This window comes from Plantibacter sp. CFBP 8775, assembly GCF_014839505.1.
GTDB classification, from domain to species: domain Bacteria; phylum Actinomycetota; class Actinomycetes; order Actinomycetales; family Microbacteriaceae; genus Plantibacter; species Plantibacter auratus.
Window position 1 is genome coordinate 814,734 of sequence record NZ_JACYNV010000001.1, and the last position, 24,140, is coordinate 838,873.

At 70.4% G+C, this 24,140-nt stretch carries 24 protein-coding genes; 12 read left to right on the forward strand and 12 right to left on the reverse strand.

Annotated features, from left to right (window positions below; genetic code table 11):
• Nucleotides 1-27 precede the first annotated feature (27 nt).
• The 4 genes from IFR14_RS03905 to IFR14_RS03920 are packed head-to-tail and all read left to right on the forward strand — an operon-like array spanning nucleotide 28 to nucleotide 5,318.
• The gene (locus tag IFR14_RS03905) at nucleotides 28-1,620 is read left to right on the forward strand and encodes an ABC transporter substrate-binding protein (RefSeq protein ID WP_191940308.1); all 1,593 of its coding nucleotides are present in this window, start codon (nucleotides 28-30) and stop codon (nucleotides 1,618-1,620) included.
• A 2-nt stretch (nucleotides 1,621-1,622) separates the two neighbouring features.
• Nucleotides 1,623-2,675, forward strand: a complete 1,053-nt coding sequence (locus IFR14_RS03910; RefSeq protein WP_191940309.1) for an ABC transporter permease — start codon at nucleotides 1,623-1,625, stop codon at nucleotides 2,673-2,675.
• Between the two features lie 4 nt (nucleotides 2,676-2,679).
• Nucleotides 2,680-4,533 (forward strand): dipeptide/oligopeptide/nickel ABC transporter permease/ATP-binding protein, encoded by a 1,854-nt coding sequence (locus IFR14_RS03915; RefSeq protein ID WP_191940310.1) that lies wholly within the window; start codon nucleotides 2,680-2,682, stop codon nucleotides 4,531-4,533.
• Nucleotides 4,530-5,318 (forward strand): ABC transporter ATP-binding protein, encoded by a 789-nt coding sequence (locus tag IFR14_RS03920; protein ID WP_191940311.1) that lies wholly within the window; start codon nucleotides 4,530-4,532, stop codon nucleotides 5,316-5,318. Before IFR14_RS03915 ends, IFR14_RS03920 begins: the two co-directional genes overlap by 4 nt.
• A gap of 363 nt (nucleotides 5,319-5,681) precedes the next feature.
• Here the strand turns inward: IFR14_RS03920 and IFR14_RS03925 are convergent, their stop codons facing one another.
• From IFR14_RS03925 to IFR14_RS03945, 5 genes are all read right to left on the reverse strand, one after another.
• Complete coding sequence (locus IFR14_RS03925; RefSeq protein ID WP_191940312.1) at nucleotides 5,682-7,046, reverse strand: MFS transporter; 1,365 nt, start codon at nucleotides 7,044-7,046, stop codon at nucleotides 5,682-5,684.
• A gap of 163 nt (nucleotides 7,047-7,209) precedes the next feature.
• Complete coding sequence (locus tag IFR14_RS03930) at nucleotides 7,210-8,208, reverse strand: ABC transporter substrate-binding protein (protein WP_138946154.1); 999 nt, start codon at nucleotides 8,206-8,208, stop codon at nucleotides 7,210-7,212.
• A 60-nt stretch (nucleotides 8,209-8,268) separates the two neighbouring features.
• Nucleotides 8,269-9,120, reverse strand: a complete 852-nt coding sequence (locus IFR14_RS03935; protein ID WP_085512078.1) for an ABC transporter ATP-binding protein — start codon at nucleotides 9,118-9,120, stop codon at nucleotides 8,269-8,271.
• Nucleotides 9,117-10,172, reverse strand: a complete 1,056-nt coding sequence (locus IFR14_RS03940; RefSeq protein ID WP_191941322.1) for an iron chelate uptake ABC transporter family permease subunit — start codon at nucleotides 10,170-10,172, stop codon at nucleotides 9,117-9,119. Before IFR14_RS03940 ends, IFR14_RS03935 begins: the two co-directional genes overlap by 4 nt.
• A complete protein-coding gene (locus IFR14_RS03945; RefSeq protein WP_191940313.1) occupies nucleotides 10,169-11,179 on the reverse strand; it encodes a FecCD family ABC transporter permease in 1,011 nt (336 codons plus the stop codon). Before IFR14_RS03945 ends, IFR14_RS03940 begins: the two co-directional genes overlap by 4 nt.
• 169 nt (nucleotides 11,180-11,348) lie before the next feature.
• Here IFR14_RS03945 and IFR14_RS03950 point away from each other — a divergent pair, with 169 nt between their 5' ends.
• Nucleotides 11,349-12,626 carry a CaiB/BaiF CoA transferase family protein gene (locus IFR14_RS03950; protein WP_191940314.1) on the forward strand — a complete coding sequence of 426 codons (1,278 nt, stop codon included), beginning with the start codon at nucleotides 11,349-11,351 and terminating at the stop codon, nucleotides 12,624-12,626.
• Nucleotides 12,627-12,707: 81 nt separating this feature from the next.
• The gene (locus IFR14_RS21130; protein WP_198425029.1) at nucleotides 12,708-13,541 is read left to right on the forward strand and encodes an FAS1-like dehydratase domain-containing protein; all 834 of its coding nucleotides are present in this window, start codon (nucleotides 12,708-12,710) and stop codon (nucleotides 13,539-13,541) included.
• Nucleotides 13,542-14,323: 782 nt separating this feature from the next.
• Here IFR14_RS21130 and IFR14_RS03960 read toward each other — a convergent pair.
• From IFR14_RS03960 to IFR14_RS03970, 3 genes are all read right to left on the reverse strand, one after another.
• Nucleotides 14,324-15,268: a PDR/VanB family oxidoreductase gene (locus IFR14_RS03960; protein ID WP_191940316.1), complete on the reverse strand. Its 945-nt coding sequence runs from the start codon at nucleotides 15,266-15,268 to the stop codon at nucleotides 14,324-14,326.
• Entirely contained in the window at nucleotides 15,268-15,894 is a 627-nt protein-coding gene (locus IFR14_RS03965; RefSeq protein ID WP_191940317.1) for an MSMEG_1061 family FMN-dependent PPOX-type flavoprotein, read from the reverse strand. Before IFR14_RS03965 ends, IFR14_RS03960 begins: the two co-directional genes overlap by 1 nt.
• Nucleotides 15,895-16,019: 125 nt before the next feature.
• Nucleotides 16,020-16,577, reverse strand: coding sequence for a TetR/AcrR family transcriptional regulator (locus tag IFR14_RS03970; protein ID WP_138946160.1), 558 nt, complete (start codon nucleotides 16,575-16,577; stop codon nucleotides 16,020-16,022).
• Between the two features lie 172 nt (nucleotides 16,578-16,749).
• Between IFR14_RS03970 and IFR14_RS03975 the strand changes: the two genes are divergently transcribed.
• Complete coding sequence (locus IFR14_RS03975) at nucleotides 16,750-17,754, forward strand: SDR family NAD(P)-dependent oxidoreductase (protein ID WP_191940318.1); 1,005 nt, start codon at nucleotides 16,750-16,752, stop codon at nucleotides 17,752-17,754.
• Nucleotides 17,755-18,015: 261 nt separating this feature from the next.
• Here IFR14_RS03975 and IFR14_RS03980 read toward each other — a convergent pair whose 3' ends face one another.
• Nucleotides 18,016-19,212, reverse strand: coding sequence for an ROK family transcriptional regulator (locus IFR14_RS03980; protein ID WP_191940319.1), 1,197 nt, complete (start codon nucleotides 19,210-19,212; stop codon nucleotides 18,016-18,018).
• Nucleotides 19,213-19,329: 117 nt separating this feature from the next.
• On the opposite strand from IFR14_RS03980, the gene IFR14_RS03985 reads away from it, so the two are divergent.
• From IFR14_RS03985 to IFR14_RS03995, 3 genes are all read left to right on the forward strand, one after another.
• Complete coding sequence (locus IFR14_RS03985; protein WP_191940320.1) at nucleotides 19,330-20,466, forward strand: Gfo/Idh/MocA family protein; 1,137 nt, start codon at nucleotides 19,330-19,332, stop codon at nucleotides 20,464-20,466.
• Complete coding sequence (locus IFR14_RS03990; RefSeq protein WP_191940321.1) at nucleotides 20,463-21,209, forward strand: ThuA domain-containing protein; 747 nt, start codon at nucleotides 20,463-20,465, stop codon at nucleotides 21,207-21,209. The genes IFR14_RS03985 and IFR14_RS03990 overlap by 4 nt, the downstream gene beginning before the upstream one ends.
• A gap of 102 nt (nucleotides 21,210-21,311) precedes the next feature.
• Nucleotides 21,312-21,578 (forward strand): DUF7218 family protein, encoded by a 267-nt coding sequence (locus IFR14_RS03995; RefSeq protein WP_191940322.1) that lies wholly within the window; start codon nucleotides 21,312-21,314, stop codon nucleotides 21,576-21,578.
• A 22-nt stretch (nucleotides 21,579-21,600) separates the two neighbouring features.
• Here the strand turns inward: IFR14_RS03995 and IFR14_RS04000 are convergent, their stop codons facing one another.
• The gene (locus tag IFR14_RS04000; protein ID WP_138946165.1) at nucleotides 21,601-21,918 is read right to left on the reverse strand and encodes a DUF7882 family protein; all 318 of its coding nucleotides are present in this window, start codon (nucleotides 21,916-21,918) and stop codon (nucleotides 21,601-21,603) included.
• A 255-nt stretch (nucleotides 21,919-22,173) separates the two neighbouring features.
• On the opposite strand from IFR14_RS04000, the gene IFR14_RS04005 reads away from it, so the two are divergent.
• Together IFR14_RS04005 and IFR14_RS04010 are read left to right on the forward strand one after the other, a co-directional pair.
• Entirely contained in the window at nucleotides 22,174-22,455 is a 282-nt protein-coding gene (locus IFR14_RS04005; RefSeq protein ID WP_064297054.1) for a DUF7882 family protein, read from the forward strand.
• Between the two features lie 508 nt (nucleotides 22,456-22,963).
• Nucleotides 22,964-23,305, forward strand: coding sequence for a hypothetical protein (locus tag IFR14_RS04010; protein WP_085512067.1), 342 nt, complete (start codon nucleotides 22,964-22,966; stop codon nucleotides 23,303-23,305).
• Between the two features lie 50 nt (nucleotides 23,306-23,355).
• On the opposite strand, the gene IFR14_RS04015 is transcribed toward IFR14_RS04010, so the two are convergent.
• Both IFR14_RS04015 and IFR14_RS04020 read right to left on the reverse strand, forming a co-directional pair.
• The gene (locus IFR14_RS04015; RefSeq protein ID WP_191940323.1) at nucleotides 23,356-23,661 is read right to left on the reverse strand and encodes a DUF7882 family protein; all 306 of its coding nucleotides are present in this window, start codon (nucleotides 23,659-23,661) and stop codon (nucleotides 23,356-23,358) included.
• Nucleotides 23,662-23,821: 160 nt separating this feature from the next.
• Entirely contained in the window at nucleotides 23,822-24,022 is a 201-nt protein-coding gene (locus tag IFR14_RS04020) for a DUF2795 domain-containing protein (protein ID WP_161578564.1), read from the reverse strand.
• Nucleotides 24,023-24,140 lie beyond the last annotated feature (118 nt).

Below are 24,140 nucleotides of genomic sequence, written 5' to 3' on the forward strand. Positions count from 1 at the left end.
CGGCCACCCGAGTACGAAGGATCCAGCATGAACAACAAGCGGAAAGCCGCGGCGGCACTCGCCACCGCGGCCCTCACCGCGGTGGCCCTCACCGCGTGCACCTCCTCGCAATCCTCCGATTCCTCCGGCGAGTACGTCTCCGGCGGCACCTTCGTCACCGCCATGAGCGGCGACCCGGGGAGCCTCGTCCCCATGACGGGCATCAGCCTCGAGGCCCGCGAGATCATCAGCTTCCACTACGAGTCGCTCGTGTACGTCAACGCCGACGGCGAGCTCCTGCCCTGGCTGGCCGAGAGCTGGGAGGAGGACGCCACCTCCACCTCCATCACCTACACGCTCAAGGACGGCATCACCTGCGCCGACGGCACCCCGTTCACCGCGGAGACCGCTGCGGCGAACATCACCTACAACGCCGACCCGGCCAACGCGACCTTCTACTACGGTGCGCAGGTCTCCGAGCGGATGACCGCGACCGCCGACGGCAACCAGCTCACCGTCACGAGCTCGACGCCCGACCCGTTCATCCTCGCCAACACCGGCACCGTCGAGATGGTCTGCCAGGCCGGCCTCGACGACCCGGACTCCCTCGTCGAGACGATGAACGGCACCGGCCTCTTCACCCTCGACAAGGCGACCCCCGGCTCCAGCTACACCTTCACGAAGCGCGACGACTACACCTGGGGCCCCGAGGACGTCACGAGCGACACCAAGGGCCTGCCGGACACCTTCGAGGTCCGCGTCGTCACCGACCCCGGGACCGCCGCGAACCTGCTGCTCTCCGGTGACGTGAACGCCGCGAGCATCGGCGGCGCCGACCAGGACCGCGTCGAGGCCGCCGGTCTCGGCAGCGAGGGCGTGCGCAACCCGATCGGCGAGATGCTCTTCAACGAGCGTCCTGAGCGCCCCACCTCCGACCCGCTCGTCCGTGAGGCCCTCGTCACCGCGATCGACCGCGAGCAGGTCGGTGAGGTCGTCACCGACGGCACCGCCGAGGAGTCCAAGTCCCTCGTCGTGAAGAGCCCCTACCTCTGCGTCGCCGACGGTCCGCAGTGGACGCTCCCCGAGACGGACGTCGAGAAGTCCGGCGAGCTGCTCGACGAGGCGGGCTGGACGCTCGGTTCCGACGGCAAGCGCTCGAAGGACGGTGAGCCGCTGACGATCAAGTTCATCTACGACGCGGCCACCCCGAGCCACGCGGCAGCGGCCGAGCTCGTGCAGCAGACCTGGGACGAGCTGGGCGTCACGACGGAGCTCTCGGGCAACGACGCGAACGCCTGGTCCGAGCAGTTGTTCTCGACCTTCGACTGGGACACCGGCTTCGTGCAGATCGCTCCGGGCGGACCGGTCATCGTGAACACCTTCTTCGGTGGCGAGACCCCGGACAAGGGCGGCAACAACTTCATGTTCGTCGACAACCCGGAGTACGACGCGCTCGCCGAGCAGGCCAAGACGGCCAGCCCGGAGGAGACCTGCGACCTCTGGCAGCAGGCCGAGGCGAAGCTCATCGAGCGGACGGACGTGTTCCCGATCGCCGACGCGCAGGACTTCCTGTACCTGAACGGCGCCGAGGTCGAGCGTCCGAACTTCATCCGCCCGACGAGCATCCGGATGGTCGGCTGATCATGGCGATCCCCTCGACCGTGACCACCGAGCAGGCCACCGAGCAGGCCCAGGGCCCCGGCGGCCCGGCGGTCGCGCGTCGAGGGGGTCGCGGCGTCCTCGGCGGACTCTCCCCGCGGACCTCGTTCATCCTCCGACGACTCGGCCGGGTACTCGTCTCCCTCGCCATCGTCATCGTCGCGACGTTCCTGATCGTGCAGCTCGTGCCGGGCGACCCGGTGCGGGCTGCGCTCGGGAACAGCGCGACCCCGGAACTCGTGGAGCGGACACGCGCCGACCTCGGCTTGAACGTGCCGGTGCCGGAGCAGTTCGTCAACTACGTCAGCGGGCTGTTCCGCGGCGACTTCGGGACGGCGATCGGGTCGCAGCGGCCGGTCGCCGACACGATCGCGCAGCGCTTCCCGGTGACGCTCACCCTCGCGGTCGCGTCCTTCCTCCTCGCCGCGATCGGCGCCTTCCCCATCGGCGTCGCGACCGCGGTGTCCTCGCGCACCGGCCGCCGTCGCCTCGCCGACCTCGGCGTCTCGGGCCTGCTCGGCGTGCTCATCGCCATCCCGAGCCTCCTGCTCGCCGTCGGTCTCATCGCCGTGTTCAGCATCGGGCTCAAGGTGCTCCCGGCCGCCGGCTGGGGAGGCTTCGACCAGGCGATCCTGCCGGTGGTCGCCCTCGCGGTCGGTCCGATGGCGTATCTGGCCCGCATCGTGCACGTGGAGATGCTGGCCGTCCTCGAGATGCCGTACATGACCACGGCACGGAGCAAGCGCCTCCCGACACACCTCGTCTACCTCCGGCACGCGCTGCCGAACATGGTGACCTCGACGCTCACGATCGGCGGCATCATCCTCACGGGCATGGTCGCCGGCACCGTGCTCATCGAGACGGTCTTCGCCATCCCCGGTCTCGGGACGAGCATCGTGTCGTCGATCACCTCGAAGGACTACCCGATGATCCAGGGCATCGTGCTCGTGTACGCGATCCTCGTCCTCGGCCTCAACCTCCTCATCGACATCGCGCTCGCGACGATCGATCCGCGCTCCTCGATCACGGAGGGCTGAGCTCATGAGCACTCGTCCGACCACCTCCAGGCCCACGCCCTCACGCCGGTCCCCGGTGCTCGACCGCCTCCGCACCCCGCGCGGCCTGACCGGCGCGATCGGAGCGCTCCTCATCATCGTGGTCGCGGTCGTCGGCCCGACCGTCTGGGGGTCCGCCGCCGACACGACGTCCGTGGCCGACCGCCTCGCCGGTGCGAGCCTCGCCCACCCCTTCGGCACCGACGAGCTCGGCCGGGACGTCTTCGCCCGGGTCATGGTCGCCACGCGGGTGTCCGTGCTGCTGACCCTCGGCGCGACGGCGATCTCCGTCATCGGCGGCGTCCTGCTCGGGGCCGTCGCGACGGTCCTGCCTCGACCGCTCCGCCGACTCGTGACCGCACTCATCGACATCCTGCTGTCGTTCCCGTGGCTCCTGATGGCCCTGTTCTTCTCGGTGATCTGGGGCGCGAGCGCCACCGGCGCGATGCTCGCCGTCGGGTTCGCCGGCGTGCCGACCTTCGCCCGCCTCACCTACACGCTCGCGTCGTCGCTCATCGGTCGCGACTACGTGAAGGCCGCGCGGATCGCCGGCGTCGGGCAGGCGGAGGTGCTCGTCCGGCACGTCATGCCGAACATGCTGCCGCCGATGCTCGTGAACGCGGCGGTCTCCGCCTCCGGCACGCTGCTCGCCTTCGCCGGCCTGTCCTTCCTCGGTCTCGGGGTGCAGGCGCCCGAGTACGACTGGGGTCGCCTCCTCGGCCTCGGGATCGCCCGCATCTACGGCAATCCGATGGCGGCGATCGGTCCCGGCATCGCGCTCGTCGTGTGCGGTGTCATCTTCACGCAGCTCGGCGAACTCTGGAACGAGTCGTCGAAGCGGCTCCTCGGACTGCCGGCGCCGGCGCGACGTCGCACCGCGGCTCCCGCGACCGCCTCGGCTGCGGCTGCGACGCCGGCCGGCCAGGAGCCCGTCGTGCAGGTGCGCGACCTCCGCGTCGCCTTCCCGGACCGCGACGGCCGACTCGTCGAGCGCGTCCACGGCATCAGCCTCACGATCATGCCCGGCGAGGTCGTCGGTGTCGTCGGCGAGTCCGGATCGGGCAAGTCGGTGAGCGCGATGGCGATCGCCGCCCTCCTCGGGCCCGACTCCTCGGTGCAGGCCTCGGAGCTGAGCTTCCGCGGGATCGACATGACCGCACCGCTGACGAAGGCCGAGCGCAGCCGCCTCGGCCTCGAGCTGGCGATGGTCTTCCAGGACCCGCTCACTTCGCTCAACCCGTCGCTCACGATCGGCAAGCAGCTCCGCGAGACCGTCGAGGTCCATGAGGGGCTGTCGGCGGCCGAGTCGACGAAGCGCGCCGAGGCCGCACTCGAGTCGGTGCGGATCCCGCTTCCGGCCAAGCGCCTGAAGCAGTTCCCGCACGAGCTGTCCGGCGGCATGCGCCAGCGGGCCATGATCGGCATGGGGCTCATGGGACGCCCGAAGCTGCTCATCGCCGACGAGCCCACGACGGCGCTCGACGTGACGGTGCAGCGCCAGGTCCTCCGCGTGCTCCACGAGGCGCAGGAGCAGACGGGCGCTGCGATCCTGCTCATCTCGCACGACATCGCCCTCGTCAGCGGGTTCTGCGACCGCATCCTCGTCATGAAGGACGGCCGCATCGTCGAATCGCTCGACGCCGACCGCCTCCACGAGGCGCGGCACCCGTACACCCGCGGGCTCATCGCCTGCGTCCCCGACATGACCTCCGACCGCACCATGCCGCTCCCGGTCATCGGTGAGTCGTTCTCGGTCCCTGAGCCTGTCGAAGGGCCGGTCCCTGAGCTTGTCGAAGGGCTTGTCGAAGGGCCCATCACCACCGAAGGACAGCGCGCATGACCGGTCTCGAGTTCTCCGGCCTCACGGTCCGCTACGGCCACGGCGCGTCCGCGCACACCGCGGTCGACGGCTTCGACCTGACGGTCCGCCCGGGCACGTCCCACGGCCTCGTGGGGGAGTCCGGCTCGGGCAAGTCGACGGTCGCCGCGGCCGCCGTCGGTCTCGTCATCCCGAGCGCCGGCGGCATCCGACTGAACGGCGCCGACATCGTCGGGCGCTCGTCCGCTGCTCGTCGTGCGCGTCGACGCGTGCAACTCGTCTTCCAGGACCCGTACTCCGCGCTCGACCCACGCATGCCGATCGGTCTGTCGATCGCCGAGGGGTCCCGGGCGACCGGGCGCTCCTGGAGCCGCTCCGAGCAGCGGTCCCGGGTGGGCGAGCTGCTCGAGCGCGTGCACATCGACCCGGACCGGGCTGGCGACCTGCCGTCGGCGTTCTCGGGCGGTCAGCGGCAGCGCATCACGATCGCCCGAGCGCTCGCGGCCGAACCGGAGGTCCTCATCGCCGACGAGATCACCTCGGCGCTCGACGTGTCGGTGCAGGGCGTCGTCCTCAACCTGCTGCGCGAGCTGCAGCGTGAGCTCGAACTCACGGTGCTGTTCATCTCACACAACCTCGCCGTCGTGAACTACATGTGCGACTCGGTGAGTGTCATGCAGGCCGGCCGGGTCGTCGAAGCGGGCCCGACGGCCACCGTCCTGGCCGCTCCCGAGGACGCCTACACCCGCGAGCTGCTGGCCTCGGTGCCCGTGATGGGCCGTCGCATGACCTGGGACGAGGACTAGCCAGGGACCGGGGGTCACCGGGTCGGCCTCTTCCGGTCACTGAGCTTGTCGAAGTGCCCACGGGTGACGTCGCCCTTCGACAGGCTCAGGGACCGGGTCTGCGGGCCAGAGCCCTCCCAATTACTGAGCGCACCTCTTCCGGTCACTGAGCTCACCTCCGCCGGTCACTGAGCTTGTCGAAGTGCCCACGGGTGACGTCGCCCTTCGACAGGCTCAGGGACCGCGTCTGCCGGGTTGGCCTGGTTCCGGTCACTGAGCTCACTTCTTTCGGTCACTGAGCTCACCTCCGCCGGTCACTGAGCTTGTCGAAGTGCCCACGGGTGACGTCGCCCTTCGACAGGCGCAGGGACCGGGGGGGACAGGTCAGCCGCGCTGCTTGCGCGGCAGGGTCTCCGGGAGGAACGCGATCCCGACGATGCCGATCGCGCTGAGCACCAGCAGGTACGCCGCCACCAACCACGGTGCGCCACCGCTCGCGGCGACGAGCGCGGTCGCGACCAGCGGGACCGTCCCGCCGACGAGGGCGGCCGGGATCTCCCGCGAGAGTGCGATGCCGCTCCAGCGCATCGAGGTCGGGAAGATCTCGGCGAGCAGTGCACCCGAGGTGCCGATGGTGGCCCCCTGGATGACGGCGAGGCCCAGGATGAGGCCCAGTGCGACGAGGGCCGACTGCTCCGTGTCGTAGAGCAGGAACATCGGGAACGCGTAGACCACGCCGAAGATCGCGGCGCCCATGAGGACGGGCTTCCGACCGATGCGGTCGGCGAGGCGACCGAACAGCAGCGCCGTCGGGATGGTCAGGACTTCGGCGACGATGAGGCCGATGAGCGCCTCCGTCGGGTTCACGCTCAGCGTGCCCGTCACGTACGACAGCGAGAACACCTGCACGACGTAGACCCACGGCAGCGCGAACGCGAAGAGCCCCATGCCGCAGAGGATCACCCGCCAGTGCGAGCGGATGGCGCCGACCAGTGGTGCCGAGGTGACCGCGCCGCGCTCCTCGGCGCTCTCGAACGCCTTCGTCTCCTTGACCCGCAGCCGGAAGTACAGCGCGAATGCGACGATGACGACGCTCGCGAGGAACGGGATCCGCCAGCCCCAGCTCTGGAACTGCTCGATCGGGAGCGTGCTGACCACGGCGAAGACGGTGGTGGCGAGCGCCATGCCCACGTACACGGAGGCACCGGGGAACGACGCGGCGAACGCGCGGTGCTTCACGTCGGCGGACTCGCTCGCCATCGTGATCGCGCCGGCGAATTCGGCGCCCGAGCCCATGCCCTGGAAGATCCGCAGCACGATGAGCAGGATCGGCGCCCAGATGCCGATGGCGTCGGCGGTGGGGAGGAGGCCGATGAAGGTGGTCGCGACGCCCATGAAGAGGAGCGTGATGAGCAACGTCGGTTTGCGCCCGAGCTTGTCGCCGTAGTGGGCGAAGATCAGGCCGCCGATCGGGCGGGCACCGAAGCCGACCGCGAAGCCGGCGAACGCGCCGAGCAGGCCGGCGAGGTCACCGGCGCCGGGGAAGAACAGCGGCGCGAACACGAGCGCGGAGGCCAGCCCGTAGAGGGTGAAGTCGTACCACTCGATGACGGTGCCGACCGAGCTGGCGAGGATGGCGCGGCGACGCTGCACCCGGGAGTCGAGGCCGTCGCGATCGATGTCGCTCTGGCCGACGGCGGTGGTGTCTGCTCCGCGTGGGTCGCTCTCGCGCGCGCTCTGGATGGCCATGGCACTCCTTCGTGTTGGGCGCACCCGGACGGCCGGGACGCCTGACGAGGCTACCGGCCGTCTGGAGGCTCAGCCCATGTGCGGTCGGCACACTCCGAAGCCGATCCGGTGCGTGAGGAGCACACGGGGTGGGGCGCCCGAGGCTGGCCCCACCCCGTGCCCGCTACAGCGCCTTCGACTCGCGGAGGATCCCGGCGAGGGTCTCCATCTGCTTCGCCTGCGACGTGTAGTCGAGGGCGGCGGTGTTCCAGGAGTGGATCTGACCGGCGACGAGTGCCGGGTGCGAGGCGAAGGTCGCCTGCGCCTCGAGGTCGCTCTGCTGGAAGCCCTCGACGTTGACGAGCAGGACGTCACCGGTCATCGCCTGGCCCGCGTTCTCCCAGCTGTAGATGTCCCAGTAGTAGTAGCCGTCCGGGTTCGCGTTCGTGTACGTCACGCCGAGTTCGCTGTACAGCTCGGTCTCCGGCTCGTCCTGCGGCTTGACGACGTAGATGCCGCTCGCGTCCGCGTACATCTGCGTGACCTCGAGGTCGGTCTCCTTCGCCGCGGCGGTCAGGTCTGCTGCAGCGGCGTCGTACTTCTCCTTCGCCGCGGCGATGGTGTCCTCGTCGGCTCCGAGCGCCTCGGACAGCTTGTTGAGCGAGGCGATGACGTCGGCACCCTTGCCGCCGACCTTGATGGCGACGACCGGAGCGATCTTCTCCAGCTGCTCCTGCTGCTCGACGTCGGCGACGCCGTAGTACGGACCCTTGAGGTCGAGCGTGCCGTCGCGGTCGGTCGGGTAGATCCCGGTCACGATGAGGTCGGGTGCCGCCTCGGCGAGTGCCTCGAGGTCGATCTCGCCGTAGCTGTTGCCGACGATGGCCGTGTCGCCGAGGTCGTAGTCCGAGAACCGCTTGTCGGTGGCGACGTCGACGCGACCGAAGACCGCGACGGGGTCGATGCCGTTGCCGTGCAGGCCGAGCGCGTAGTCGGCGAAGCTCGCGACGCGCTTCGGCTGCTCATCGAGCTTGACCGTGGTGCCGGTGTCGTCGGTGTAGCTCCAGGCGCCGCTGCTGTCGGCGTCGGATGCGGCGGTGGGGGAGCAGCCGGCGAGGCCGACCAGGGCGAGCGCCGGCACGAGTACGAGTGCGGCGCGGCGGAGGCGTGAAGAGATCGTCATGATACTTAGGGTAGCCGAACCTAAGTCACGAAATGATATCGGAATGCCCGATCGCCCGGATCACTCCGCGTCGAGGGCGATCGCGTCGTCGGGGTCGACGGGCACGATGAGCGGCGAGCCGCTGCTCGGGTCGGGGATGACGATCGCGTCGAGGTCGAACGCCTCGCGGAGCACGGCCGGGGTGAGGACCTCCCAGGGCGTGCCGTCGGCGATGACCCGGCCGCCCCCCACGACGACGAGGCGGTCGGAGTACCGGCCGGCGAGGGTGAGGTCGTGCAGCACCATGACCACCGTCGCGCCGCGCTCGCGGTTGATCGACCGCACGAGTCGGAGGACGTCGAGCTGGTGGCTGAGGTCGAGGAAGGTCGTCGGCTCGTCGAGCAGGATCGTGGGGGCCCGCTGCGCGAGCACCAGGGCGATCCAGGCCCGCTGCAGCTGCCCGCCCGACAGGGAGGCCGTGTCGCGGTCGGCGAGGGTCTCGAGACCGGTGGCGGCGAGGGCCTCGTCGACGGCGATCGTGTCGGCGGGCGTCCACGGCTTGAGGAGGCTCTGGTGCGGGTGCCTCCCTCGAGAGACGAGGTCGCGGACGGTCGTCGCCGACGGCGTCAGCGGCTTCTGCGGCAGGATCGCCAGGCGGCGCGCGACCTCGCGGGTCGGGATCGAGCGCACGCCGCGACCGTCGAGCTCGACCGTGCCGGCGGTCGGGGTGAGCAGGCGACCGAACGCCTTCAGCAGGGTCGACTTGCCGCAGCCGTTGGCGCCGATGAGGGTCGTGACCTCACCGGTCTCGATGCGGAGGTCGAGCCCCTCGAAGACCACCGTCTGGTCGTAGGCCAGGGAGACGCCCCGGGCCTCGAGGGCGGGCGTCGGGCGTTCCTTCACGAGCGAGGGGGTCGTGGCGGGGTCGGTCATGCGGAGGTCTCCCGTTCCTTGCGGCGCGTCAGCAACCAGATGAGATAGGGCGCGCCGACGATCGCGGTGATGATGCCCACCGGGATCTCGCCCGGCAGGACGCCACGGACGAGTGCGTCGCCGCCCGTGACGATGACGGCTCCGAGCAGCGCGGAGGCGAGCAGCGGCGGACGACCGGTGCGGGCGAGGCGGCGGGCGATCTGCGGTGCGACGAAGGCGACGAACTCGATCGGCCCTGCGGCGGACACGGCTGCGGCGACGAGCAGGACCGCGCACGCGATGACGACGATCCGATGCCGCTGGACCGCGACGCCGAGGCCGGTCGACAACTCGTCGCCGAGCTGGCTGATGTCGAGGCTGCTCGTCTGCAGGACCGCGATCGGTGTCAGGATCACCAGCGCGACGAGCACCGGCCACACGCTCGACCAGGAGATCCCCGAGAGGCTGCCGACGAGCCACTGCGCCGCCGCTGCCGCCTCGGTGATCTGCGCCCGGGCGATGAGGTAACTCGTGATGCCGCCGAGCGTCGCGGTGGCACCGATGCCGATGAGGATGAGTCGGAAGCTGTCGACCCCGCCGCGCCAGGACAACGCGTAGACGGCGGCCGAGGTGATGAGCGCGCCAGTCGCGGCCATGGCGGGCAGGCCGAGACTGAGCGCGCCGGCCCCGACGGAGTAGCTGCCGCCGACGAGGACGATCGCGGCCACGGCCCCGAGCGCGGCACCCGAGGTGACACCGAGGATGTCCGGGGTGGCGAGCGGGTTGCGTGCGAACGTCTGGGTGAGCGCCCCGGCGAGTCCGAGGGACGCACCGACGAGGAGACCGCCGACGACGCGGGGGAGGCGGAGCTCGAACACGATGAGTTCCTGACCACCGGTCCCGCCGCCGAGCAGGGTGGTGATCACGTCGGGGATCGTCAGGGACGACGAACCGGCGACGATCCCGAGCAGGGCGAACGCCAGGGCGACGACGAGGCAGGCGATCGTGACGCCGACGACCCGCCCTCGCCACAGACGGCCGAAGAAGCGGCTGCCCTCCTGCACGGCGCTCACAGCTCCGCCATCCGTCCGCGGCGCACGATGGCGATGAAGGCGACCCCACCCGCGACGGTGAGGACGACGCCCACGGGCACCTCGGCGGTGCCACCGATGAGTCGACCGATCACGTCGCATGCGAGCAGCACGCTCCCGCCGACGAGTCCCGAGGCGGGGAGGAGCCAGCCGTGATGCCCGCCCACGAGGGTGCGGGCGATGTGCGGCGCGGTGAGTCCGACGAAGGCGATCGGGCCGGTCAGGGCGACGGCGGCGGCCGTGAGCAGGGTGATCGCGGCGAGCCCGACGAGTCGCGCGCGGATGAGGTTCTCGCCGAGACCGTTCGCCAGCTCCGTCCCGAGCGCCAGGGCGTTCAGCGAGCGGATGTTGGCGACCGCGAACACGAGGCCGAGTCCGGCGAAGACGAGGGCCGCGTCGACGCCCGTGAGCGATCGGCCGGACAGCGAACCGACCACCCAGATGCGGTAGGCGGCGAGGGTCGTCTCGTCGGACAGGACGAGGTACGAGGTCAGGGCGACGAGGAGGGCCGAGACGGCGGTACCGGCGATCGCGAGCGGGACGGGACTCGACAGGCCGCGACCGAGTGCGGCGACGGAGAACACGACGACACTGGCGACGGTGGCGCCGAGCAGGGCGAGCCAGAGGGTCGTGACCACCGAGCTCGTGCCGAGCACGTAGACCCCGACGACGACCGCGAGACTCGCGCCGGCGGAGACGCCGAACAGGCCGGGGTCGGCGAGCGGGTTGCGGGTCTGCCCCTGCATGACGGCACCGGCTATCCCGAGGCAGACGCCGACGAGGACGCCGAGCACCGTGCGCGGCACCCGTGACCCCCAGACGACGGCGCCGGTGTCCTGGGCGGGGTCGAACAGGGCGGTGAGGACGGCCACGGGACTGATGAGGTTGCTCCCGAGCATCAGACTTGCAAGGGCGACGACGAGGAGCGCGGCGGCCAGCGTGCCGACGGCGAGCGCGCGTCTCGATCGGAGGAGGGTCGCGCTGCGCATAAAGTAAGCCTAGCCTCACCTATCCCGGTCGCGATGCACACCCGTCATCGTCGGTGACGGACGGGCGGTCCATGGATCGGCGCCGGAGGTGTGGGGTTCGCACATGGGTGAGGCCTCCACCGCCCGATACCGTTGACCGGTACGGAGTACGGCGATCAGGAGGACACGCATGACCGAGCACCAGCCGTCGACCGGAGCCGACACCGAAGCGGTCCTCGCGGCCACGGAACGACTCGCCGTCCCGCCCGGCTCGCTCGAGGGCGTGGTGGTCCTCGACCTCTCCCGCGTCCTCGCCGGCCCCTACGCGGCGTCGATGCTCGCCGACCTCGGCGCGACCGTCATCAAGATCGAGAACCCGAACGACCCCGACGTCTCCCGGGGCTTCCCGCCCTACCTGCGCGACGGCGACGAGGAGTTCAGCGGCTACTACGGCCAGTACAACCGCGGCAAGTTCGGCCTGGCGCTCGACCTCGCGAGCGACGCCGGCAAGGAGGTGCTGCGCGACCTCGTCGCGAGCGCCGACATCCTCGTCGAGAACTTCCGCCCGGGGACGATGGCGAAGCTCGGCCTGCCGTACGAGGCGCTCGCCGCCATCAACCCGAAGCTCGTGTACACCGCGATCTCCGGCTACGGGCAGACGGGTTCACGGAGCCGCCGTCCGGCGTTCGACAACACGGCCCAGGCCGCCGGCGGGCTCTGGTCCATGAACGGCTACGCGGACCAGCCGCCCGTGCGCGTCGGCGTCACGATCGGGGACCTCTCCGCCACGATGTTCGGCGTCATCGGCACCCTCGCCGCGCTCCGGCACGCCGAGCGCACCGGCGTCGGGCAGCTCGTCGACGTCGCCCAGGTCGACAGCATCATCGCGATGACCGAGACCGCCGTCGTCGACTACACCGTCGACGGGACCGTCGCGTCGCCGTCCGGCAACGAACACGCCTGGGTCCGGCCCTACGAGCTGTTCCCCTGTGCCGACGGACAGGTGTTCTTCGGCGCGTACACCGACAAGCTCTGGAAGGCGAGCTGCGAGCTGTTCGGCACGCCCGAGGCGATCGCCGACCCCGAGATCGACACCATGCGCAAGCGCTTCGACGAGGAGGTCTACGCCCGACGCGTCAAGCCGCTCGTCGTCTCCTGGTTCGCAGACCGCACCCGCGCCGAGCTCGAGGAGCTGGCCGGCGACGTCGTCCCGCTCACCGCCGTGAAGACCATCGGCGAGGTCGTCGAGGACCCGGGGACCGCCGAACGCGATATGGTCGTCGAGACCGACTACGGCTCCTTCGGCACCCTCCGCTCCTTCGGCCAGCCGATCAAACTGAGCGCGACCCCCGCGACCACCGACCGTCCCGCGAACCACATGGGCGAACACGCGGACGACGTGCTCACGGCGCTCGCCGGGTACGACGCCGACCGCATCGCCGCGCTGCGTTCCGACGGGGTGATCTGAGTGGGAGCCGTGGAGCGGACAGAGCAGCCTGCCGACCGCATCGCCGCGTTGCGTTCCGACGGGGTGATCTGAGTGGAAGCCGTGGACCGGACAGAGCAGCTCGATCTCCGTCCCGCCTCCTGGTACCGGAGCACCTTCGCGATCGCGGCACCGGAACCGGTCCTCGGCGAGGAGCTCCCCGCCGGTTGGGAAGGCGTCCACTTCCCGTTCGAGACGCCGTTCGCGCAGCTCCGCGAGGACGGCTCACCCGCGGAGGACGGCGTGCTGCCGGTCATCGACCTCCCGCGCCGCATGTACGCGGGGGAGGACACCGAGTTCCTGTCGCCTCTCCGCTACGGCGACATGGTGACGCAGCGCACGAGCCTCGGTTCGCTCGTCGAGAAGCAGGGGCGGGCCGGCCGCCTGGTCTTCGCCGACCTCGTGCGTGAGTACCTCGTCGACGGCGAGGTCGCCGTCCGTAGCACCTGGCACGACGTGTTCCTCGAGGCGCAGCCCGCGGTGCCCTCGCCGCGGACGGCGGCACCCGAGGTGGCCGCCGAGGATGCGCTCGATCTCGACGCCGGAGCCGACTGGACCGTGACCCGCTCGCTCGACTCCCGCCAGCTGTTCCGCTTCTCGGCCGTGACGGGCAACACGCACCGCATCCACTACGACCGCCAGTGGGCGCGTGAGGTCGAGGGGCTCGATGACCTCCTCGTGCACGGCCCGCTCACCCGCATCCTGGTGCTCGACGCCCTCACGGCGAACGCCGGTGGTCGTCGGCTCGCGTCGGTCCGCTTCCGGGCGAAGGCGCCGGTGCTCGTCGACACGGCGTTCCGCATCGCGGGGACGGACGGCCCGGAGGGCACCTCGGTCGTCGTGCGTGCCGCCGACGGCACGGTCCTGGCCTCGGCAGACGCCACCTGGCGTCCCTGACTACCGGGGTGCCGTCCTCCGGTCACTGAGCCCTATTCCATCGGTCACTGAGCTTGTCGAAGTGCTCACGGATGACGTCGCCCTTCGACAGGCTCAGGGACCGGGGTAGGTGTTCCGGTTTGGGGCTGGGACCTCCTGGTCCGGGGTTCCTTTCTCCGGTCACTGAGCTTGTCGAAGTGCCCACGGGGTACGTCGCCCTTCGACAGGCTCAGGGACCGGCTCCCCTCTTGTGGCCGCTGCGCCTTTACCCGGTCACTGAGCTTGTCGAAGTGCCCACGGGGTGCACTGCCCTTCGACGGGCTCAGGGACCAGGGTGGGGTGCTCAGGGATCGGGGTGGGTTGTCCGGTTTGGGACCGGATCCGCTGTTGGTCGTCGTGTCTTCCTCCGGTCGCTGAGCTTGTCGAAGTGCCCACGGGGTGCACTGCCCTTCGACGGGCTCAGGGACCAGGGTGGGGTGCTCAGGGATCGGGGTGGGTTGTCCGGTTTGGGACCGGATCCGCTGTTGGTCGTCGTGTCTTCCTCCGGTCGCTGAGCTTGTCGAAGTGCCCACGGGGTGCACTGCCCTTCGACAGGCTCAGGGACCGGGGTGGGGTGCTCAGGGATCGGGGTGGGTTGTCCGGTTTGGGACCGGATCCGCTGTTGGTCGTCGTGTCTTCCTCCGGTCACTGAGCTTGTCGAAGTGCCCACGGGGGTACGTCGCCCTTCGACAGGCTCAGGGACCGGGATGGGGTGCTCAGGGACCGGGATGGGGTGCTCGGGGGCCGGGGGCGCGCTGCGCCGCCTACGCGTCGATCACGAGCGTCGGCGTCAGCGACCGCGACACACACGGGTACATGATCATCGAGGCGTCGTCGGTCGTCAGCGAGTCGCGATGCTCTGGCGTCCCGTCCACCACCTGCACGGCACAGGATCCGCAGACGCCGCGCATGCACGACCCGGCGACACCGACCCGCGCGGCCTGCATCGCCTGCAGCATCGTCTGCCCGGCGGGAACCTCGACGGTCCGCTCCGACCTCGCGCACTCGACGGTGAACGCCGTGTTCGGCAGGTAGGAGCGGGGCTTGGGCTCGAACCGCTCGAGGTGCAACCGGCAGTCCTCGGGCAGCGTCTCGGCCAGGTTCGTGAGGGTGTCCGTGAACCCGCGCGGCCCGCAGGCCGACACGTCGGTGCCCGGCTCGAGTCCCGCGAGGAGGCCGGCCAGGTCGAGTCGGCCGCTCTCCGCGCTGACGTGGATCCGCACGTGGTCGCCCAGGGCTTCGAGTTCCGGCGCGAACGCGATGTCCTCGCGCGTGCGCACCGCGTAGACGAGCGTCCAGTCGGCGTCGCCCGCGGCCAACCGCCTCGCCATCGAGAGCAGCGGCGTGATCCCGATGCCGGCCGCGAGGAGCAGGTGCCGCTTCGCGTCCGAGAGCGGGAACAGGTTCCGCGGCGGCCGGATGAACACCTTCCGACCGACCTTGAGGAAGTTGTGGATGTAGTGCGAGGCGCCCCGCGAGTGCTCCTCCCGCAGGACGGCGATCCGATACCGGAACTCGTCCGCCGGATCACCGCAGAGGGAGTACTGCCGTTCGTGGCGGGTGATGAGCTGCAGGTCGATGTGCGCTCCGGGGTCCCACGGCGGGAGCCGGCGGCCCTCCGGATCGGCGAGCACGACACTGACGATCGTCGGCGTCTCGCGCACGATCTCCTGGACGATGAGCGGGGTCATGCCCGCGCGATTGCGCATCAGTACAGGCTCTGGTTCCCGACGGCGACCGCCTCGTCGATGGCGTCGCCGACCTCGGTGCTGAGGCCCGACATGCTCGCCCAGATCCGGCCCGCACTCGGCACCTCGGCCGCGAGCTCCTGCATCTCGGCGTCCCACAGCCCGCCGCGGAGGAGTGCCCGCCCGCAGTGCAGGTAGACCTCCTCGGTGCGCACGACGATCGCGAGCTGCGGCGTCACGTGGTCCTGCTCGAGCATCGCCATGAGCGCCGGGTCGTCGGTGACGGTGGCCCTGCCGTTGATCCGGAGGGTCTCGCTCATGCCGGGGACGAAGCACAGCATGCCGATGTGGCCGTTCTGGACGATGTTCTGCAGGGAGTCGGCCAGCCGGTTGCCGAGGCGCTCCGGGATCACGAGCGTGCGGGTGTCGAGCGCCCGGACGAACCCCGGGTAGTCCCCACGCGGGGAGTTGTCGCACCGGCCGTCGGCGTCGGACGTCGCGATGGTGCAGAACGGCGAGTGGGCGAGGAAGGCGAGGCAGTTCTCGTCGAGCTCGTCCATGATCTTGGCCGTCGCCGCGGGATCCGGTTCGCCGAGGGAGCGACGGATGGTGTCGACGTCGATCGACGCGAACGCGCTGGCCTGCATGGCGGACCCCTTCTCTGTCCCTCCGACCCTACGGTCGTCCCTCGCACGCCTCAATGGGCTGTCGGCACACGGTTCGCTGGTGTCCTGTGCCACCGACCCAGCCGCATCGATCATTCCGCCCCGGTTCATCGGCCGAACGAGCGGCGGAACATCGCCTTCGCACGCGCCGCGGTGTCGGCTCGATGGGAATCGGGGATGCGGGTGAGCGTCGCTCCCACCATCGAGATCGCCATGAGAATGTCGTCGGGCTCGACGTGGTCGGCGATGCGGTGCGCAGCCAGCTCCTTCGCATGCAGGGCGTGCGCGAGGCGGTCGAGGCGGGTGCCGAGCTCGATCACGCGCGGGTCGTCGCCCTCGCCGAGGATCGCCTCGACGAAGGGCGAGGTGACGAGGGCCTGGTCGATCACGACGTCGAGCAGGGTGTCGAGGGTCGCATCGGGTCGCCCGGTGTGCTCCTCCAACTCGCCGACGTTCTCGTCGAGCACTGCGAGCGCGAGGGAGAGTCGGTCGGGGAAGTGTCGGTACAGGCTGCCCTGTCCGACGCCCGCCCGCTTCGCGACCGCGCTGAGGGGAGCGCTGAAGCCGTCCGCGGCGAACACCTGACGCGCCGCGGCGACGAGCGCACGGCGGTTCTCGGGTCCTGCGCTCGGGCCGCGGTTCGGCTTCGGGGGCGTGGACGACATCCCGGTAGCGTAACGCCGCGCGGCCGGTCCTGAGCACCCGGCTGGGAGCCCGCCGTGAGGGCTGGTGGCCATAACCTGGACGGCGTAACGTGTACCGGACAATGATGTCCGGTATGGATCGAGGCCCATGCGATCCCGCTGCTCATCGCCCTCCCGAGAACGAAGGAACCCCATGAGCGCCCTCACCGCCAACACCCCGATCGCCGCGTGGCTCGCCGACCCCACCGGCGGTCCGCTCATCCGCGGCCTCCTCACCCAGCTGGGCACCGAGGAGTCGCAGCTCGCCCCGATCTCGGGCCTCCCGCTCCAGCAGCTCGTCGCCCTGAGCCAGGGCAAGCTGCCCCAGTCACTCATCGACGACCTTGTCCTCGCCGCGAACGACGGCGTCGCACCCGTCGACGACGCGCCCCAGGGGTGGCAGGAGCGCATCACCGTCGGTCGGTTCGCCGGCAAGACCGTGATCGTCACCGGGGCCGCTTCCGGCATCGGCCGTGCCACGGCATCCCGCGTCGCGCGCGAGGGCGGCCGGGTCGTGGCCGTGGACCTCTTCGAGGACAAGCTCGCCGACCTCGCCTCGAGCCTGCCGGACGCCGACCTCGTGACGGTCGCCGGCGACATCACGAAGCAGGACGACATCGCCGCGATCGTCGCCGCGGCGGGGGAACGGATCGACGCGCTGGCCAACGTCGCCGGCATCAACGACGACTTCTCCCCGCTCCACGAGACCTCCGACGCGACCTGGGAGCGGGTGATGGGCGTGAACGTCACCGGCGCCTTCAAGCTGACCCGGGCCGTGCTGCCGTCGATGGTCGCGGCTGGATCCGGTTCGGTCGTCAACATCGCGTCCGAGGCCGGGCTTCGTGGCAACGCCTCGGGGAACGCCTACACGACCTCGAAGCACGCGGTCGTCGGCATGACCAAGAGCGCCGCCTTCATGTACGGACCGCACGGAGTCCGGGTCAACGCGGTCGCTCCGGGCGGTGTCGCCACGGGGATCCCCTTCCCGCCGAACGTCTCCGAGGCCGGCTCGGCGCGGCTCGGACCGTTCCAGGCGGCGATCCCGACGATCGCGACCGCGGAGCAGCTCGCGGCGTCCATCACCTTCCTGCTGAGCGACGACGGCGTCAACGTCAACGGCGTCATCCTGCCGTCCGACGGCGGATGGTCGGTGCAGTAGCCGCGCTCGCGCAGAACTTCAGCAATCGATAAGAACAACCATTCTTAACAACTGTTTGGGGCTGGATGAACGCGTTTCTGCTGCGAATCTTGAAGCACACGGGCCCGCTCAGCGTCGCCCGTCCCCTGCGAACGCTCTGAACGAGTACGGCCGGAACGACCGTTCGCACTGCGGTGACACCGCTCACAGGGCCCCACCGATCTTGGCGGAAGGTGGGGCCCTGCGCTGTGCCCGGGCCGCCCTGCACCGTGTGTAGGCCGCTCAGCGCGGGATCGCGGTAGCGAAGCGCCACGGCTGGGAGCGGATCGTCGCGACGGCCCGGGTGATCGCACCGAGGGCGACGACGTCCGCGCCGAGTCGCGAGGCCCGCACGATCGGCGTCGGCGCGTAGGTGCCTTCGTCGAGCCAGGTCTGCGCCGCGGCGATGACGGGTGAGGCGACGCGGGCCACGCCGCCGGCGACGACGACCTCGTCCACGTCGAGCAGGCTGCCGAGCAGGACGCACACCCGCCCGAGGCGCTCCCCGAGGCGTTCGACGAGTCTGCCGGCGTAGGCGTCGCCCGAGGCTGCGGCGTCGATGATGCGGCCGACGTCGAGCGTGCCGATCGGCATCCGGGCGAGGGGGGAGGCCGCCGGCACCGCGCCGGATCGCTGATCCTCCTCCAGCCACGACCGTGCCGCGCCGTCGAGGCCCTCCGGCGAACCGACGCCCTCGACCATGCCGAGCACGCGGAGTTCGCCTGCACCGCCGGCCCCGCCGTGGAGCAGCACGCCGTCCACGATGAGTCCCGCGCCGAAGCTCGCCTCGGCCAGGAGGACGGCGATGGACTCGCGTGCCACCTCCCCGAGGGCGCGCTCGGCCGTGGCTGCGAGGTTGGCGTCGTTCTCGAGCACGACGTCGCCCCAGGGGCCGAGGCGGCTCGCGAAGTCGGGGTTCATCCGGGCCCAGTAGTCGTGATCGCCGCGCGGGGAGCGGCCGTGCGCGTCCACCGGTGCCGGGACGCCGACGGCGGTCACGAGCACCTGTCCCGGGGTCGCGCCGGCCTGCGCGGTCGCCTCCTCGACGACGGTCCGTGCGGTCGCGAGGCGGAGGTCTGGGTCCTCGTCCCCGCCCACGATGGGACGTTCGGCGCGGCCGACGACCTCGCCGCGGAGCGTCGCGACGAGTGCCGCGACCCGATGCTGCCCCACGTCGAGTCCGACCACGAACGCGGTGTCCGCGGCGAGTTCGTAGCGCCTGGCGGGTCGTCCTCGCCGGTAGTCACCGGCGGCCCGGGCGTCGTCGAGCTCACGGATCCAGCCGCGGTCGGCGAGGGCGTCGCAGGCGTTCAGCACGGTGGCGCGGGTCAGGCCGGTCCCGTCCATGACGTCACTCGCCGTGAACGCACCGTGGTCGAAGGCGTAGGCGGCGACGAGTTCGACACTCGCCCTGCCCGTCTCGATCCCCGGTTCCGCCATGGGGCGACTGTAGCAGGGTTGCATTACTAGATATGGCCGCTATATTTAGTGGCGAAGGTCGACCACCGCCGGTCACGACAGTGCTCGGCTCCGCACCCCGAAAGGAACCGTCCGAGCATGAGCACCAGTACCGCCCCGACATCATCAGACGCTCCGGGCCTCCGGGTCGGCGTCATCGGCCTCGGCTTCGCCGGGACCACGCACCTGGACGCCTTCACCGCGCTCCCCGGTGCCACCGTCGTCGCCCTGTCCGGCCAGGAACCGGCGCGCCTCGCCGAGCTGGCCGAGAGCCGTGGGGTCCCCGAGACCTACGCCGACTGGGAGGACCTCGTCGCCCGCGACGACCTCGACATCGTCTCGATCGGCGTGCCGAACGCCCTGCACCACCCGATCGCCGTGGCCGCGCTCCGGAGCGGCAAGCACGTCTTCTGCGAGAAGCCGCTCGCCACGACCGCCGACCTCGCCGCCGAGATGGTGGAGGCCGCGACCGCCGCCGACCGCGTCCTCGAGGTCGCGTACAACCACCGCCGTCGTGCTGACGTCGCCTACCTCGCGCGCTACCTCGCCGAGGAGCCGATCGGTCGCGTCTACCACTCGCGTGCCTCCTGGCTCCGTCGCCAGGGTGTGCCCGGCATCGACTCCTGGTTCACGAACAAGGCCGCGGCCGGTGGCGGGCCGCTCATCGACCTCGGCTCCCACGTGCTCGACATCGCGCTGTCGCTCCTCGGCGAGCCGCGCGTGACGCACGTCTCGGCCGTCGCGTACAACGAGCTCGGCCGCGCCGGTCGCGGTGGCTCCTCCGGCGGCGGTCCGGTCTCGAGCCGGTCCACGCACGCCTTCGACGTCGAGGACTTCGCGTCCGCCCTCCTGCGGTTCGAGGACGGCGGCAGCCTGCAGCTCGAGGCGTCGTGGGCGTCCTACTCGAAGGCCCACGAGGACATCTCGGTCGAGCTCCTCGGTTCGGAGGGCGGCGTCCGCCTCCACGTCGACAACTACAACACCGAGGGAACGGTCACGATCTACCGCGACGTCGCCGGTGCGCCGACGATCGAACGTCCCGCGGTCCAGGTCCCGGCCGGCCACCATCAGTCGGTCATCGCGGAGTTCCTCGACACCATCCGCGCGGGTGAGACCGCCGGCGGTGAGCTCCGGTTCGCCGGTCACCACGGCGAGTATGCCCTGCACCGCAGCCGCGTCATCGACGCCGCCTACGCCTCGGCCGCCGCCGGGCACGAACTGGAGGTCCCCGCATGAGCACCACGACACCGATCCGCATCCGCGTCTGGAACGAGTTCGTCCACGAGTCCCGCGGTGACGCCGTGGTGCTCGGCCACTACCCCGACGGCATCCACGTAGTGATCGCGGCGGGCCTCGAGGAGTCGCTCGGCGACGCCGTGTCCGTCTCGACCGCGACCCTCCAGGATCCCGAGCACGGTCTCACCGAGGAGGTCCTCGCGAACACCGACGTCCTCTTCTGGTGGGGGCACATCGCCCACGACCAGGTCTCCGACGAGGTCGTCGAGCGGGTCGTGCGCCACGTCCACGCCGGTATGGGCATCGTCGTGCTGCACTCCGGGCACTACTCGCGGGTCTTCCAGCGGCTGATGGGCACGAGCTGCGCCCTCAAGTGGCGGAACGACGGCGAGCGAGAGCTCGTCTGGACGGTGCTCCCGGACCACCCGATTGCGCAGGGCGTCCCGCACCCGATCGTCATCGACCGCCAGGAGATGTACGGCGAGCAGTTCGACATCCCGCGTCCCGACGAGGAGGTGTTCCTCTCCACCTTCGCCGGCGGCGAGGTGTTCCGGTCAGGTGTCGCCTACCACCGCGGTCGCGGGCGCGTGTTCTACTTCTCGCCGGGCGACCAGGAGTACCCGGTCTACCACCACCCCGACATCCGTCGAGTGCTGGCGAACGCGGCCGAGTGGGCGCGCCCGACGATCGAGCGCACACCGCCGACCGCGGACCAGCACCCGAGGGACTGGTTCCTGAACTAGCGCGTCCGTGTCCCTGACACCAGCCCCTCCACCGATCCGTCGGGCAGCGAGAGGCTGGTGGCAGGCCGATCGGCCGATCACCGGACGACGAGGGAGGACGACATGCCCGGGAAGCAGAACCCGTCACTGAAGGACCCCGAACTCTACGAGAAGCTCCGCGACGACGGAGCGTCGAAGGGCAAGGCCGCCCGGATCTCGAACGCCGCTGCGAAGCAGGGGCGCTCGACGATCGGGGAGAAGGGCGGTGAATCCGGCTCCTACGACGACTGGACCGTCGCGCAGCTCCGCGAGCGCGCGAAGGAGATCGGTCTGAGCGGCTACTCCGGCAAGCGGAAGAGCGAACTCATCTCGATGCTCCGCGACAGCTGAACAGGCGGCGCGATCGCCCGGGCTACTTCGCCGGAGCGGTCGTGTCGTCACCGGTGGTAGCGTGGACGACGACCTCGCCGGTGTTCGCCTCGTGCATGAAGCCTTCGAGCAGCGCGCGGTCCATGTCGCCGACCTCGTCGGAGTCGAAGGAGAACTGCAGGGCGATCGCCGGGTGCAGCCAGAGCGTCGTGCGTCCGTCGGTGGTGGAGTCCTGTCGGATCGTGAGCGCGAACGACTCGTTCCGCCTGAGCTTCATGAGCGCGATCGTCTTGACATGGGCGAGCGTTCGATCGTCGAGCCGAACGCGTGCATCGCCGGTGCCGTAGACCAGTTGTCCCATGGGATCCCTCGACTTCCGACCCCTGCGATGGCCGACGACGCGAACGGCCGACTGCTGTGCGCATCCCGACGGGGTCCGGGCCGGTGAAGCGCTCTCTCAGGATACGAGACATTCTTGGCGCGCGCCCGATTATCCACAACACGAACGGCCCATTGGCGGGGCCGCGCATTGTCCGCTGCTCGGGCCCTTCGCGCAATGGCCCCCGCAGGCCGAGGTCCGCAGGCTAGCGTGGCACACCTGAGAAAGGGGCTGACGATGGGATTCCTCCGCCTCGGCGCGCTCCGCTCACAGGTCGACGACCAGACGCTCGCCCAACTGGAACGCGTGATCCTCACCCGCATGCTCGGCGAGCGCTCGTTCCGACTGCAGCTCCACCGTGGGCGCTTCCAATCGTCCGAGCCGGTCACCGTGTCGCCCGAGCAGCCGATCGTCTTCGCGTTCGACGCGGAGTTCGAGCCACCGATCGACGAGCGCATGGCCGCCGAGATGCTCGAGGAGATCGAGATCACGGGCGGATTGCACGTCGTCGTCGCCTGACCAGCAGCAGACCGACACCAGTACCACATCGAAACCACCACCACAGGAAGCAGGAGCGACATGAGCGACTTCACCGGAGCAGACGCATTGGGTACCGACCCGGACATGGTGGTCGGCACGCCGCCCACCGAGATCCCGGACGAGTCGACGGATGAGGACACGGCGGACGAGCCGGACGTGCTCGAGCAGCCGGACACGGACGCTCGCTNCCCTGCTCGGTCTCCTCGGGGTCCGCGCCCGGCCGCACGGCCGCGTCGTCGCGGATGTCGATCCGGGTCACGCCGTCGCCCTGGTCGGTGACGTCGATGCGGGGAGCCGCGTCGGCTTCGGTCGCGTTCGGGGCGGTCGTCAGCTGGTCGTGGCGGTTCTCGTCGTGCGTGGTGGGAGTCTGGTCGCTGTCGGTCATGCCCAGACGATAGCGCACGGGCGCGTGGTGCCTCCGGTATACCCTCCGGGTTGCGGATGCAAGGTCTGACGGCCCGACCGCTTCGGTTCCCAGAATGGTCGTATGAGGAAGTTGCACTACGCCGGCGGGTACCTGCTGATGGCCGACCAGACCTGCAAGGCGCTCCTCCGGTATGCGCGAGCCCTCGCCCAGACCGGCGAGTCCGACATTGCTGTGGTGCCGACCATCTCGGACGGTGGCAGCCTCGGGTACGCCCACCTCCTTGTCGGACCCGCGAGCCAGTTGTTCTCGACCCCTGTGGAGAACGCCTCGAAGGAACCCTTCGACGAGGAGATCATCGCCGAGCTCGAACGGCGGACCGCCGCGCTCCAGCCGGCGCGACCGGAGTGGGCGACCGAACTCACCGACGTCGACGATCTGGAGTTCGACGAACGCTCGATGTGAGGGCAGATCGGGCTGCGATCACGACCGCGAGGTGCGCGCGACCGCGAGGTTCAGCTGCGCGGACCCGGCTCCGGCACGAGGACGAGACCCTGGTTCGAGTCGGCGCTGACCGCGAGGGCATCGAGCCAGGCGCGATTGAGTTCGACCGGGACGCTGCCCGCGTACTTGAACCGGAGGGACATCGCCGGGTGGAGCCAGATCGTCGTCCGGCCGTCGCCTGACCGCGGGTCGTCCTTCCACCCGAAGTAGAACGCTTCGCCGCGACGCAACTTCGCGCCGATGACCTGTTGCAGGTGGGCGAGGACCCGGTCGTCGAACGTCACCGACACGTCTGCGTCGTAGATCATCTTGCCCATGGGTTCTCCTGCTCCGCTCTCCGGTTTCCACCGTAGGCCCGGTCCTGTGGAAGCACCACGTTCCCCGCGGGGGTTGCGAACCGGCGCGAGTCACCGGACCTGACACGCCGAAGCGGCATCGGCGCGATGCCGGTGCCGCTCAGCGGTGGTGCGCGATCGCTCAGACGCTGATCGGCAGCGCCTCCGCGATCGAGGTGCGGTGCAGGACGTCCCAGCGGCTGGTGTAGCTGCGCTCGGGGAGTGAGCGGAGCGCCTCGACCAGGTGGGGCGGGAGCAGGTCGCGGCGGGCCTCACGCGTCAGGTCGCTGGGGCGGCAGGGGTACTCCATGCCGCGTAGGAATTCGTCGAGCTCGGTGAACACGAGCATCTCCTCTCTGGGCGCGTCGTGGCACCCGATGTCAGGCGGGCCGGCTGCGTCGACCGGTCGTCAGACCGCCGTGCCCTCCTTCGAGTGTCGTTCCCGTTCGGCCGTTCGGCGC

Coding starts and splice junctions, on each gene's coding strand:
- IFR14_RS03920 (WP_191940311.1), top strand. CDS start 4,530: ATGACCGGTCTCGAGTTCTCCGGCCTCACGGTCCGCTACGGCCACGGC.
- IFR14_RS03970 (WP_138946160.1), bottom strand. CDS start 16,577: ATGTCGTCCACGCCCCCGAAGCCGAACCGCGGCCCGAGCGCAGGACCC.
- IFR14_RS03950 (WP_191940314.1), top strand. CDS start 11,349: ATGACCGAGCACCAGCCGTCGACCGGAGCCGACACCGAAGCGGTCCTC.
- IFR14_RS03925 (WP_191940312.1), bottom strand. CDS start 7,046: ATGGCCATCCAGAGCGCGCGCGAGAGCGACCCACGCGGAGCAGACACC.
- IFR14_RS03915 (WP_191940310.1), top strand. CDS start 2,680: ATGAGCACTCGTCCGACCACCTCCAGGCCCACGCCCTCACGCCGGTCC.
- IFR14_RS04005 (WP_064297054.1), top strand. CDS start 22,174: ATGGGATTCCTCCGCCTCGGCGCGCTCCGCTCACAGGTCGACGACCAG.
- IFR14_RS03935 (WP_085512078.1), bottom strand. CDS start 9,120: ATGACCGACCCCGCCACGACCCCCTCGCTCGTGAAGGAACGCCCGACG.
- IFR14_RS03905 (WP_191940308.1), top strand. CDS start 28: ATGAACAACAAGCGGAAAGCCGCGGCGGCACTCGCCACCGCGGCCCTC.
- IFR14_RS03960 (WP_191940316.1), bottom strand. CDS start 15,268: ATGCGCAATCGCGCGGGCATGACCCCGCTCATCGTCCAGGAGATCGTG.
- IFR14_RS04000 (WP_138946165.1), bottom strand. CDS start 21,918: ATGGGACAACTGGTCTACGGCACCGGCGATGCACGCGTTCGGCTCGAC.
- IFR14_RS03985 (WP_191940320.1), top strand. CDS start 19,330: ATGAGCACCAGTACCGCCCCGACATCATCAGACGCTCCGGGCCTCCGG.
- IFR14_RS04010 (WP_085512067.1), top strand. CDS start 22,964: ATGAGGAAGTTGCACTACGCCGGCGGGTACCTGCTGATGGCCGACCAG.
- IFR14_RS03910 (WP_191940309.1), top strand. CDS start 1,623: ATGGCGATCCCCTCGACCGTGACCACCGAGCAGGCCACCGAGCAGGCC.
- IFR14_RS03965 (WP_191940317.1), bottom strand. CDS start 15,894: ATGCAGGCCAGCGCGTTCGCGTCGATCGACGTCGACACCATCCGTCGC.
- IFR14_RS03945 (WP_191940313.1), bottom strand. CDS start 11,179: ATGCGCAGCGCGACCCTCCTCCGATCGAGACGCGCGCTCGCCGTCGGC.
- IFR14_RS03980 (WP_191940319.1), bottom strand. CDS start 19,212: ATGGCGGAACCGGGGATCGAGACGGGCAGGGCGAGTGTCGAACTCGTC.
- IFR14_RS03930 (WP_138946154.1), bottom strand. CDS start 8,208: ATGACGATCTCTTCACGCCTCCGCCGCGCCGCACTCGTACTCGTGCCG.
- IFR14_RS03995 (WP_191940322.1), top strand. CDS start 21,312: ATGCCCGGGAAGCAGAACCCGTCACTGAAGGACCCCGAACTCTACGAG.
- IFR14_RS03990 (WP_191940321.1), top strand. CDS start 20,463: ATGAGCACCACGACACCGATCCGCATCCGCGTCTGGAACGAGTTCGTC.
- IFR14_RS03975 (WP_191940318.1), top strand. CDS start 16,750: ATGAGCGCCCTCACCGCCAACACCCCGATCGCCGCGTGGCTCGCCGAC.
- IFR14_RS04015 (WP_191940323.1), bottom strand. CDS start 23,661: ATGGGCAAGATGATCTACGACGCAGACGTGTCGGTGACGTTCGACGAC.